The following is a 13007-nucleotide window of genomic DNA, read 5'->3' as shown; positions in this document are numbered from 1 at the left end:
CGCAAACCAGAAAACTTTTTGAGAAAAAACTTTCTATTAAAATGCAATTTCGACATTACAATCTGGAATATTTTCATAGACACGAAAGTTTTCCAAAAAAAATACCTACTTTTGCATCATAATTATTAGATTGGTGTAAAAGTGGCAAGAAAGAGAAAAGAACTTCCCCTGCTGGAGAAGGTAACAATAACGGATGTGGCTGCCGAAGGAAAAGCCATCGCAAAAGTAAACGACCTGGTGATTTTTGTTCCTTATGTAGTGCCAGGTGATGTTGTAGACCTGCAGATCAAGCGCAAAAAGAACAAATACGCCGAAGCCGAAGCTGTGAAATTCCACGAGCTATCGCCCGTACGTGCCGTTCCTTTCTGCCAACACTACGGCGTATGCGGCGGTTGTAAATGGCAGGTGCTCCCCTATTCGGAACAAATCAGGTATAAGCAGAAACAAGTAGAAGACAATCTGAGACGCATCGGGAAAATCGAACTTCCGGAAATTTCACCGATTCTGGGTTCTGCCAAAACAGAGTTCTACCGGAATAAACTGGAGTTCACTTTTTCGAACAAACGCTGGCTCACGAACGATGAAGTTCGGCAGGATGTGAAGTATGATCAGATGAATGCTGTAGGTTTTCATATTCCCGGAGCTTTCGACAAAGTGCTGGCTATTGAAAAATGCTGGTTACAGGACGACATCTCCAATCGTATTCGTAATGCTGTACGCGATTATGCTTACGAGCATGGTTACTCCTTCATCAATCTGCGTACTCAGGAAGGTATGTTACGGAATATGATTATCCGCACTTCATCAACAGGAGAGCTGATGGTCATTGTCATCTGCAAGATTACGGAAGACCATGAAATGGAACTATTCAAGCAACTGCTGCAGTTCATTGCCGATTCATTCCCCGAAATCACTTCTCTCCTATACATTATTAATAATAAGTGCAACGATACGATCAATGATCTGGATGTACATGTATTCAAGGGAAAAGACCATATGTTTGAAGAAATGGAAGGACTGCGTTTCAAAGTCGGTCCGAAATCATTCTATCAGACTAACTCCGAACAGGCATACAATTTATATAAGATAGCCCGCGAATTTGCCGGGCTGACCGGAAAGGAACTGGTATACGACTTATATACCGGAACGGGAACCATTGCCAATTTTGTATCCCGCCAGGCCCGTCAGGTGATTGGTATCGAGTATGTACCGGAAGCTATCGAAGACGCAAAGGTAAATGCCAAGATTAATGAGATTAAGAATGCCTTGTTCTATGCCGGAGATATGAAAGATATGCTGACTCAGGAATTTATCAATCAGCATGGACGTCCGGATGTGATTATCACCGACCCCCCACGTGCAGGTATGCATCAGGATGTGGTTGATGTTATTCTGTTTGCCGAACCGAAGCGGATTGTGTATGTAAGCTGCAACCCGGCTACGCAGGCACGCGACTTACAACTGCTTGACGGCAAATATAAAGTGAAAGCTGTGCAACCTGTAGATATGTTCCCGCATACGCATCATGTGGAAAATGTAGTGTTGCTGGAGCTTCGATAATACGTTAGTTGAATTGTTCGCAAAAGAAAAAAGAAATGGAAAAAAGACCGAGAAGAACTCCTGCAGAAAAAGCACGTGCCCAATATACGAACTATGCAGTCAAAGAGCCCATGGAACTAATGGAGTTTCTGGCTGCCAAAATGCCGGACGCAAGCCGCACGAAACTGAAGTCATTACTGAGCAAACGGGTGGTATTGGTAGATAACGTAATCACCACTCAGTTCAACTTCCCGCTGCAACCCGGAATGAAAGTACAAATCAGCAAGGAAAAAGGAAAGAAGGAATTTCATAACAGACTGCTGAAAATTGTATATGAGGACGCTTATATCATTGTAGTGGAAAAAATGCAAGGACTCTTATCTGTCAATACCGAGCGACAAAAAGAGCGCACCGCTTATACGATTCTGAATGAATATGTACAGCGCTCGGGCAGACAGCACCGTGTGTTTATCGTACATCGTCTGGACAGGGATACATCAGGATTAATGATGTTCGCAAAAGACGAAAAAACACAACGGACATTACGTGACAACTGGCATGAAATAGTGACTGACCGCCGTTATGTAGCTGTTGTTGAGGGAACAATGGAGAAGGATTATGACACTGTGGTTTCCTGGCTGACGGATAAAACTCTTTATGTAAGCTCCAGCGATTATGATGATGGTGGTTCAAAATCCATCACACACTACAAGACAATCAAACGTGCTAACGGTTATTCACTGTTAGAACTTGATCTGGAAACAGGACGTAAGAATCAGATCCGTGTACATATGCAGAATTTAGGACATCCTATTATAGGTGACGGAAGATATGGAGGCGAAGAATCGCTTAACCCAATCGGAAGACTGGCACTCCACGCCTTCAAACTTTGTTTCTATCATCCGGTGACGGGAGATTTAATGGAGTTTGAGACACCTTATCCGGGAGAGTTTAAGAAGTTGTTCCTGAAGAAATAAAATAATAAAAATTCCCCTTATTTGCTGACAACTCTGTACATAGATTAGCCTTCAATAAGGGGAACTTTTATAAAAAAATCGATATTTTTTCCAATTCCACAATTCTTTTTTAGATCTTCACTAATTACTCATTTCTAAAGTAACGGTTCCTTGATCTATATTATTTGAATACAAACGCCCTGTAAGATATCGGCCTTCAACATAAACATCTGCTAATATTAATAAAGGATAGCCATTACCATAATCCAAGAATAAATCTCCATCTTCAATCCACCAGCGGACATCTAAAACAGCCGCTACTCTATCCCAATCATAATACCATTGTTCATCTACACCAAAACCATTACTCTTAAAGGTTATTCCACTTTCCACCGGACTATTATCTACCCAAAATCCTAAATCACCAACCCATGTACGCCCTACTATGTGATCAAATATAGTTTCATCATCTTCGCACGAAGTAAAGCCAACCAATAAAGTCAGCAACATGAGAACACCTACGTATTTTTTCAAATTCTTCATAATTTTCTAGTTTATTGCGTTTATTATTGCAAAATTAGCGTTTTTATTTTACTATATGCCTTAAGATGCAAGTTTTTTGTACCTTTGTCCCACTAATAGTAAAATTTACACATGAAACTTCTTTGGCTTGATTTAAATAGCTCCTATGCGCACTCATCGCTGGCATTGCCTGCATTACATGCTCAAATAGCAGATGACACTACCATTGAGTGGTGTACAGTATCGGCAACCATCAACGAAAATACCGGAATGGTAGTCAACCAAATCTATCACCATCAACCGGATATTATTGCTGCTACCAACTGGCTATTTAATCACGAGCAACTGTTGCATATCGTTTCACGTGCTAAAGCTTTGCTACCTCATTGCTGCATCGTACTCGGCGGTCCGGAGTTTTTAGGAAATAACGAAGCCTTCTTAAGAAAGAACAAATTTGTCAACGGAGTGTTTCGGGGAGAAGGAGAAGAAGTATTCCCTATTTGGTTAAAAGTATGGAATCACCCTGTGAATGAGTGGAATCAGATATCCGGATTATGCTATCTGGACGAATCAGACCAATATAAAGACAACGGTATTGCCCGTGTCATGAACTTCTCTCAACTTGTCCCACCGGAGAAAAGTCGTTTTTTTAATTGGAGCAAGCCTTTCGTACAACTGGAAACTACCCGAGGATGTTTCAACACATGCGCTTTCTGCGTCAGCGGAGGTGAAAAACCGATTCGCACCATTTCATTGGAGGCAATCCGCGAACGATTGAATGTTATCCATCAGCATGGCATCAAAAATGTGCGTGTACTCGACCGTACTTTCAACTATAATAATAAGCGAGCCAAAGAACTTCTTCACCTCTTCCGTGAATATGCCCCGGACATCTGTTTCCATTTAGAAATTCACCCGGCACTTCTCTCCGAAGAATTGAAAGAAGAACTCGCTATTTTACCTAATGGTTTGCTACACCTCGAAGCAGGTATTCAAAGCCTTCGTGAACCCGTATTAGAGAAAAGCCGACGTATCGGAAAATTATCTGATGCCCTTCAAGGTCTGAAATATCTTTGTTCCCTTAAGAACATGGAGACACATGCTGACTTAATAGCCGGTCTTCCTCTCTATCACCTATCCGAAATATTTGAAGACGTTCGTACACTTGCCGAATATGGTGCAGGGGAAATACAACTGGAATCATTAAAATTACTTCCCGGCACGGAAATGCGAAGAAGGGCGGAAGAGTTAGGCATCCAATACTCTCCTCTCCCTCCCTACGAAGTTTTGCAGACTAAAGAAATTTCCGTAGAAGAATTGCAAACCGCCCACTATCTGTCCCGTCTTTTAGACGGATTCTATAATACACCTACATGGCGAAGTCTGACTCGTACCCTCATTTTGGATAATCCGCATTTCCTGCACGAGTTACTTGACCATCTAATACAGACAGATGTCATCGACACTCCTTTGAGTCTAGAAAAAAGGGGACTTATCCTCTATAATTTCTGCAAGAATCATTATCCCGATTACGTGACACAAGTCAGTATTGCATGGATAGAAGCCGGTATGTCGTTAAAAAAAATCCCCGCTGAAAAAGTAAAGACAAAACGCCAAGTTCCTCCCGATAATTGGGAAATTATATATGGCTCATATCGTGAGAACCTCTGGTTATGTTTTCTTCCTATTGACGAAGAAGGACATGGCTATTGGTTCGGATTTGAATCGGAGATTCAGAAGATAGAACCGGTATTTAAAGCAAAAAGATTATCTTAAATACAAAACATTAAAGAATGATAATAAGAACTATGAGTCCTGCAATGCTCAGAAAAAAAGTGGTTGTAATTATAACATCTATATTTTTCCACCTCATTTTTTCTCTCAATATCATTCAAGATTTATGAAAGATGAACCAATCAAGAAACTAGAACTTATCACTCAATACATAAAAAAACAGCTATATAGGTTTTGTTTCCATAGGTGCGACTGGACACGATAAATGTGCTTAATACACCTATACAAAAAAAAGAAAAGTATTCTCATATTATGTGAAATACCCATTATTTATTGATTACATAAAGCAGCATTTTCACTTTTTCGTCGTCCATATAATTAAACTTAACTAGCACATTATATGGACGTTTATAAATATCGTTTAAGCACTCTTTGTCTGATATTACTTCCTTTATCCGTAACAGGACAAGAGTGGAGCAAACAAGATTCATTGAGGCTACAGCAAGCATTAAATTCTGAGCAAGAAATCAGATTCAACAAGGAATTCGTAAAGAAAACAGAACAAAACATGTTATATCATACAAAACCCTTTGTTGACTTTGATCCAACATTACCGACTCTTAAATCAACAATCATATCTCCGAAATTACCTTTTCATACTCATAACATCTTTCAACAGACCAATTCTACTTTCTTACCCACTTATTCACGGCTCAAAATAAACAAAAATTTCACTCTGCATAGTAAAAGTAACTTTAGTGAAAGTTCAAACCACTTTCATATCCAAACTCAAATGGATTATAAGCTCTCTAAAAAATGGTTTCTTAGCATATGTGGTAAACAAAATCTGGACACCCGAAGATATCGTGGACTTTCCTCTGAAGCAATACCAACCACACTAGGCAGCGACATTGTTTTAAAAGTAGGTAAAGGCTGGAAATTGAAAACCGGCGTACAATATCAATACAACACCATACAAAAAAGATGGGAATGGGTGCCTCAGATCTGTATTTCTTATGAATGGTAAAAAAGGAATCACATGATAAACGATTTCATTTTCCATTTATTCTCGTACCTTTGTAGTACGATTAAAAAACATCCTATAATAATGAAGAACTTTATCAAGGGATTCCGGTTTACTCCCTCCAATTACCCGGCTGAAGTAGAAGCGAAAATACAGAAATACAGAAAACAAGGTTACAAACTCCCACCGCGCAAAGTACTGCGTACTCCCGAACAACTGGAAGGAATCCGTGAGAGTGCCAAAATCAATACTGCCCTGTTGGATTATATTTCGGAGAATATCCGTGAAGGAATGTCAACTGAAGAAATCGATGTCATGGTATATGACTTCACCACAAAGCACGGTGCCATCCCTGCTCCTCTTAACTACGAAGGATTTCCTAAAAGCGTCTGTACCAGTATCAATGATGTGGTATGCCACGGTATTCCCAGCAAAACAGAAATACTGCAAAGCGGAGATATCATCAATGTAGATGTTTCTACCATTTACAAAGGATATTTCTCCGACGCATCCCGTATGTTTATGATCGGTGACGTAAGTCCCGAAATGCGCAAACTGGTTCAAGTGACTAAAGAGTGTATGGAAATAGGTATAGCCGCCGCACAGCCTTGGAAACAATTAGGAGATGTAGGCGCCGCTATTCAGGAACACGCAGAAAAGAACGGATTCAACGTGGTACGCGATCTTTGCGGGCATGGTGTAGGAATGCAGTTTCATGAAGCACCGGATGTGGAACATTTCGGACGCCGGGGAACAGGAATGATGATCGTTCCGGGCATGACCTTCACCATTGAACCGATGATAAATATGGGTACTTATGAAGTATTTGTTGACGAAGCTGACGGATGGACGGTATGCACAGATGACGGACTGCCCTCTGCCCAATGGGAGAATATGATTCTGATTACTGAAACCGGAAATGAAATTCTGACTTATTGATGGAACTGATTCTACTTATTGTTATTGCCGCATTAGCAGTAATCTCGATTGTACTATCACTGGCAAAAGGAAATAATCATGCGCAAGCGGAACAATTACAGGCAGCCTTGCGACAGCAAATGCAAGAGAACCGCGAAGAACTAAACCGCAGTATCCGGGAACTTCGCATGGAAATGACCCAAACGCTGAATCAGAATATGCAACAATTGCAAGACGTACTGCATAAGAACATGATGACAAACGGGGAACTGCAACGCCAAAAGTTCGACACAATGGCACGCCAGCAAGAGGTCTTGATAAAATCGACTGAAAAGCGGCTGGATGATATGCGACTGATGGTGGAAGAAAAATTGCAGAAGACATTGAATGAACGCATTGGACAGTCCTTTGAAATCGTCCGCTCACAACTGGAAAATGTACAGAAGGGACTGGGAGAAATGAAATCTCTCGCACAAGACGTCGGTGGACTGAAAAAAGTATTGAGTAACGTAAAAATGCGCGGTACATTTGGTGAAGTTCAGTTAGGAGCATTGCTGGAACAGATGATGAGTCCGGAACAATATGACGCCAATGTGAAAACCAAGAAAAGCGGAACTGAATTTGTGGAATTTGCCATTAAGTTACCGGGTAAGGATGATGCGAACAGCACTGTATACCTGCCTATCGATGCAAAATTCCCGAAAGATGTATATGAGCAATACTACGACGCTTTCGAGGCAGGAGATACTGCATTGATGGAATCATCCGGCAAGCAGCTGGAAACAACCATCAAGAAAATGGCGAAAGATATTCACGATAAATATGTAGACCCGCCTTTCACCACAGACTTTGCCATCATGTTCCTGCCTTTTGAAAGCATCTATGCAGAGGTGATCCGAAGAACAAGCTTGGTAGAGACGCTACAAAAAGAATATAAAATTGTAGTGACGGGACCAACTACCCTTGGTGCTATATTGAACAGTCTTCAGATGGGGTTCCGCACGCTGGCTATTCAAAAGCGTACCGGAGAAGTGTGGACAGTTTTGGGAGCAGTTAAAACTGAATTCAGCAAATTCGGAGGCCTACTCGAAAAGGTACAGAAGAACCTGCAAAGTGCCGGTGACCAACTGGAAGAAGTGATGGGAAAAAGAACCCGCGCTATTGAACGGAAACTACGCCAAGTAGAACAATTGCCCCATGAGGAAAGTCAGAGAATTCTGCCGATAGCGGATGACGGAGATGATGAATAAAACAAAAATTATAGACCTTTTAAGATGGTGTCGCTATCCGGTTGGGATAGTGTCACCATGTTGATTGGATAGTGTCACTATGCTGGCTATATAGTGACACTATTTATAAACTAATTAGTTATCAGTTGAATAATTAATCTTCAATGCACTACATTCCCTCAACACCTGCTTGGTATCCGTCACGTATCCTATCTTACACCCTTTCTCTATCTTGAGGCCAATAACCAAACTTTCCGGATCAGCTTGCTTTGCACGTGCAGCAGTGACTTTCTGTTTCAATTCCGTTAAAGTAAAATCTTTCATTACTTCCTTCCCTTCCGAAGTGTGAATTGTTACCACAATCCCACTGATTTTCTCCTCCATTGACAGCTCTTTCAATCCATAATTTCTCGCAGCACCTTCCGACAGTAGAACAGGAAACAATCGGTCCAACGCTTCTTCACTTTTATCTGTCAATGTAATAGACAAATCAGCACGAATTTGCTCAAATGCTCCTTTTACTTCTTTGAGTATAGTAGTGAGTGCAGCAATTTCACTTCCGCGATCAACCTGAAAAGAAATAACTTGGTATTCTTTCCTCTTACTTTCTTCCCAGGATTTCATCAAATTCTTCACAATAGTAGACTTCAACTCATCCACTGAACATACATCATTATCGAACATCACCCTATTTTGTTTATTAACAAAAAGGGAGTGAACCTGTCTTGCTTTAATCTTAGAGGGTGGATACGCTCCATTAACCAGCTTGCTGTATCTCTCTCCCCCTTCTTTGAAAAAAAACATCAAAGATGAATAATCATCCGCTTCTTTCTGCTGAAGTTCAGACTGAATCTGTCGCGGAACTTCTTTCACTTCCGGCTGTGCAAACACATAAAGCGCTCCAGCCATCACAGGCACGGCAAGCAACAGCTTTAATCGTGCCCAACGATTGGTTCTTTCTTTTAACATCATAGTGATACGTTTTTTAAGTTTAGAGTGATTAAAGCCATTAGCCATAGAGTAGAGCCTTGTACCAACAGCTTTTTTCACCAGTAATAATTGATATTTAGTTGCATCGATGCCTGTATTAATTACGCCATTATCGGCTTCAAATTCATGTACTTCCTGCAACTCCCGTTTTAGTAGCCAAACGACAGGATTAAACCAATAAACAAGCAGGAATATCTGCATAAACAATAAGTCCAAAGTATGATGATTTCGTAAATGCATCGTTTCGTGGAGGAGTATTTCTTCGGACTGTTGAGAGTAGTCAGCTGCTGAAATAACAATATATTTACCCCAGCTAAATGAAGCAGTTGGCTGCTGAGGAATCACTAATACATAGTTTCCAAACTGTTTTTTCTCTGACGTACGAATCAACTGAATCAAACGACAAGTGGACAAAGACAACCAGATCAGTGTCACCAAAGCCCCCACTCCATATATAAAAGCTAAAGTCACAGGAATCCAATTCAAAGAGTTTATTTCCGGATTCTTTTCAGATATAAGAATAGGATCTTCCATCTGTTCCGGATTTAGAATGACAGACTCCGTACTTTGCAATATCTCGTGAATGGCATACAACGGAGTATGCAAAAAAGTCTCCTCGGTAGTTGTCAGCTCTATAAGTGGAAGCAAAGTACATCCTAACAACCCAACCAACAAAGTGATGCGGTTGAAACGGAAAAAAGTACTCCGGCTCATCAGCAGCTTAAAGAAAATATAAAAGACCACTAAGCAACATCCGGATTTCAGCAGATAGAATAAAAAAGCTCCCATTGTGTTTTCAGATTAAAAGTTGTTTGTCCATAGAATAAAAATCGTATCTTCCGATAGACCAGAGAGAGATTACTTCTTCTTTTTACTTTGCTCTATATACTCTATAAGCGATTTTAGTTCATCAACAGACATCCCTTCTTCTTCAATAAAAGAAGACACTACATTGATATAGGAATTATTATAATACTGGGAAACCACTTCTTTGAGTGCCGAACTCTTATACTCCTTTTCCGAAACAAGAGCATAATATTGATAAGTATTTCCGTAGGCTTTATACCCCACAAAAACCTTTCTCCTCCAGCCCTCGAACAAGGGTAGAAACTGTGTTATAATGCGGTTTTGGTTCATCATAGAATGATAGAAGTTCACGAACAAACATAGGTCCATGTTCCCAAAATATACGCATAATTTCTTCCTCTTTGACGGTCAATCGTCTCATCTGTTTCATAGTCTACATATTTATTGTTCTTCCAATGGCACAAATATAATACTATTTTTCAAACAAACAACTAACACTATTAGTTAATCTACTAAATAAAGCAGTTGTTTAACTAATATTATTAGTAGATATCATTTTCACCTTATATTATATATACAATAAAAAAGGCATATCGCCTGATGAATATCCGATATGCCTGAACGACTGATCTCTAGTTATTATTTCCGCTTTCGGACAGGTAATACTATCCTGAGTACAATGTATCCTAATAATCCGGAAAGAATAGTCCCCGATAGCACTCCGAACTTAGCCTGATTCAACAGAACAGGATAATTTGCACCAAAAGAAAGATTGGCAATGAAAAGCGACACCGTAAAACCGATCCCTCCCAACAGAGCTATACCGGAAAGATTCTTCCAAGTCATACCCGGCGGCATTGGAGTAAGTTTTATCTTTATAGCCAACCAGGTAAAGAAATAAATTCCCGCAAATTTACCAAACAGCAACCCTGCTGCCACTGCCATCCCTACACTTCCTACCAACTCACCGCTGCCACTAAAGACAACGCCTGCATTGACAAAGGCAAACAACGGAAGAATCAGATAATTGACAGCTCCATGCAAATTATCCTCCAAAGACTGCAGAGGACTGATAACACGGTCGGAAGCAGATTCGACCTCTTTCAGTTTGGCAATCTGCTCATTAGTCAATACGATACTTCCCGATTCCACCACCGGGAAACCTGCAATTGTATGACGAATATGCTCGATATATTTTCCAACATCCAGACGGGGTTTCGCCGGAATAACAAACGCCAGAATAACTCCCGAAATGGTACTATGAATACCGGATTGCAAAAATAAATACCATATAACGACACCGATCACTAAAAAGAAAATCTTATTGGTAGTCCCACGCTTTCCTATAAAATAAAGTAAAACGTAAAGCAATGCGGCTATCAGAATATACCCATACGACACATGCGAACTATAAAAAAGAGCAATTACAAGGATACCTCCGATATCATCAACTACCGCAAAAGCCGTCAGAAATATCTTCAGGCTCAACGGCACACGGCTTCCCAACAGACTTAATACCCCTAACGAAAAAGCAATATCCGTTGCCATTGGAATGGCCAATCCCTGACTTCCCGCACTGCCCGGAGGACAGATTGACATATAAACAATCACCGGAAACAGCATACCGCCACAGGCAGCAATAAAGGGAAGCGCCGCCTTGCGGAAGGAAGAAAGCTCACCAACCAACAACTCCCGTTTGATCTCCAATCCTACCAGCAAGAAAAAGATGGTCATCAACCCGTCATTGATGAACTCGATCATCCGCAGATTCTCTCCGCCATGAGAAAGCAGATTAAAATTACCGATCTGCAAATGAAGTTCATGCAAAAGGAACTCCTGATAAACCGGAGCAACCGGAGAATTGGCTATGATAGCAGCCGCTATTGCCGCTACAAACAAAAGGATACTCGCCGCAATATTCATTGACGAGAAATTTCGCATTGTACGCAAAATTGTCATAATGAAAGGTGTTTATAGTATTTGATCCGCAATATATGGATTTTTTTAATCATTATAGCTCCTTAAAGCCAAGTTTTTCACCCAAAGGACAAATATTCCTGTCAGAATAAGATTCAACACCAATGTAAGTACGGAAATGACCAGTGCCGGACCGCCGAGATTATAACCCAATGCAATAAATATAATTCCGGCACCTACCTCACCGCGGGTAAACATACCAATGGAAAGTGCCAGTCGCTCACTCAACTTCCGGTCACGATAGAAGAACATCGGACAAAGTTTGCCTATATTCGATAAGAAAGAGACTATGACAACATGGAACAAAATCATTCCCCAGGACATCATCTCCTGCGAACCTGTCACCGAATGCGTTCCTGTATGAGTTTCCGCAAAGTTAACTCCGATAAAATGAGGCATACTCATACCTACCAAGAACATAAACAGGAAGGAGATTCCAGTAGAGACTTTTCGTTCTACAGGAGTATCGTGCTCTTTATGCTTCATGATCATACCCAATACAAATGCCGGCAACAGAACTTCGATATGGATACTTCCTTCTTCTCCATACAGCTCTTTACTGCCGAGATAAAGTATCTGCGTAGCTAGAAATATGATAACGGAATAGAAGAGAATAGCTTTCCAATCCTGCCGCCAGTTATACTTATTCAGTTGTTTCCATCCAATGGACAACAGCATAAATACAATAACCACCACAATAATCAGCTGCCAACGCAAACCAATCATCATGATCTGAAGAGGGATCATCAAAAGAATGGTATCCAGATCATCAAAAATAGCCAGGACCTGAATCTTCTTATATATCCAGCTGGACTTTAACCCGATAGCCGCCAGCATCGTAAACAAGATGCCGGCCGACGTAGGTGCGGCAAAACGACTTAGTAACAGATTCTCTTTCCAAGCCTCCCAACTATTCCAGTAATCAGGCGGAAGAAGCACGAATACATAATAGATAGCAATCATGAACCAAGGCAGGGCAGCTGTAGCCATCGCTATAAAATAATCCTCGGCATAACTTTTCCAGCGGACTTTGTCGAGCACAAACTCCCGACCCACATTAATCATTATAAAACTAAGACATACATAAAGTAGTATATTCGACAGGACCTTAACAGTTCCATATCCTTCTCCCGCTATCATCGGGAGGAATTGTGAAATGACGAGCCCCAACATCAGGAAGCCCGAAAAAGACAGAACTTTTCTCATATTTATAGTTGTTTGTTTCAAAAAAGGTGATTGCCAAGGAAAGCTCTGCAGACAGAAGACAATCACCTGGTGTATTAAAAAACTAACCGCAAGCCGATTTGTTCA

The 13007-nt window shown here is 40.8% G+C and carries 10 protein-coding genes and 1 pseudogene; 6 read left to right on the top strand and 5 right to left on the bottom strand.

What is annotated here, in order from left to right; translation table 11 throughout:
* Window positions 1–141 precede the first annotated feature (141 nt).
* On the top strand, window positions 142–1560 hold the full coding sequence (gene rlmD, locus HMPREF9007_RS14730; protein ID WP_008761268.1) for a 23S rRNA (uracil(1939)-C(5))-methyltransferase RlmD: 1419 nt from the start codon (window positions 142–144) through the stop codon (window positions 1558–1560).
* 35 nt (window positions 1561–1595) lie between these two features.
* A complete protein-coding gene (locus HMPREF9007_RS14735) occupies window positions 1596–2516 on the top strand; it encodes an RluA family pseudouridine synthase (RefSeq protein ID WP_008761267.1) in 921 nt (306 codons plus the stop codon).
* Between the two features lie 120 nt (window positions 2517–2636).
* Here HMPREF9007_RS14735 and HMPREF9007_RS14740 read toward each other — a convergent pair whose 3' ends face one another.
* Window positions 2637–3038, bottom strand: coding sequence for a hypothetical protein (locus HMPREF9007_RS14740; RefSeq protein ID WP_008761266.1), 402 nt, complete (start codon window positions 3036–3038; stop codon window positions 2637–2639).
* A 111-nt stretch (window positions 3039–3149) separates the two neighbouring features.
* Between HMPREF9007_RS14740 and HMPREF9007_RS14745 the strand changes: the two genes are divergently transcribed.
* From HMPREF9007_RS14745 to rmuC, 4 genes are all read left to right on the top strand, one after another.
* Complete coding sequence (locus tag HMPREF9007_RS14745) at window positions 3150–4793, top strand: B12-binding domain-containing radical SAM protein (RefSeq protein WP_008761265.1); 1644 nt, start codon at window positions 3150–3152, stop codon at window positions 4791–4793.
* Window positions 4794–5151: 358 nt separating this feature from the next.
* Window positions 5152–5778 (top strand): DUF4858 domain-containing protein, encoded by a 627-nt coding sequence (locus HMPREF9007_RS14750; RefSeq protein WP_008761264.1) that lies wholly within the window; start codon window positions 5152–5154, stop codon window positions 5776–5778.
* A gap of 81 nt (window positions 5779–5859) precedes the next feature.
* The gene (gene map / locus HMPREF9007_RS14755; protein WP_008761263.1) at window positions 5860–6714 is read left to right on the top strand and encodes a type I methionyl aminopeptidase; all 855 of its coding nucleotides are present in this window, start codon (window positions 5860–5862) and stop codon (window positions 6712–6714) included.
* Window positions 6714–7943 carry a DNA recombination protein RmuC gene (rmuC, locus tag HMPREF9007_RS14760; protein WP_008765517.1) on the top strand — a complete coding sequence of 410 codons (1230 nt, stop codon included), beginning with the start codon at window positions 6714–6716 and terminating at the stop codon, window positions 7941–7943. Before map ends, rmuC begins: the two co-directional genes overlap by 1 nt.
* Window positions 7944–8057: 114 nt before the next feature.
* Here rmuC and HMPREF9007_RS14765 read toward each other — a convergent pair whose 3' ends face one another.
* The 4 genes and pseudogenes from HMPREF9007_RS14765 to HMPREF9007_RS14780 form a co-directional block, all read right to left on the bottom strand.
* Window positions 8058–9446 carry a M56 family metallopeptidase gene (locus HMPREF9007_RS14765; RefSeq protein ID WP_230850722.1) on the bottom strand — a complete coding sequence of 463 codons (1389 nt, stop codon included), beginning with the start codon at window positions 9444–9446 and terminating at the stop codon, window positions 8058–8060.
* 324 nt (window positions 9447–9770) lie between these two features.
* Window positions 9771–10140, bottom strand: a pseudogene (locus tag HMPREF9007_RS14770) (BlaI/MecI/CopY family transcriptional regulator).
* Between the two features lie 218 nt (window positions 10141–10358).
* Entirely contained in the window at window positions 10359–11678 is a 1320-nt protein-coding gene (gene nhaA / locus HMPREF9007_RS14775; RefSeq protein WP_008761259.1) for a Na+/H+ antiporter NhaA, read from the bottom strand.
* 45 nt (window positions 11679–11723) lie between these two features.
* Entirely contained in the window at window positions 11724–12902 is a 1179-nt protein-coding gene (locus HMPREF9007_RS14780; protein ID WP_008761258.1) for a hypothetical protein, read from the bottom strand.
* Window positions 12903–13007 lie beyond the last annotated feature (105 nt).

The sequence above is a fragment of the Bacteroides sp. 1_1_14 genome (assembly GCF_000162515.1).
In the GTDB taxonomy this organism is placed as follows: domain Bacteria; phylum Bacteroidota; class Bacteroidia; order Bacteroidales; family Bacteroidaceae; genus Bacteroides; species Bacteroides thetaiotaomicron.
The sequence above is the reverse complement of the archived record's forward strand: the minus strand, read 5'-3'. Positions and strand labels throughout refer to the sequence as shown.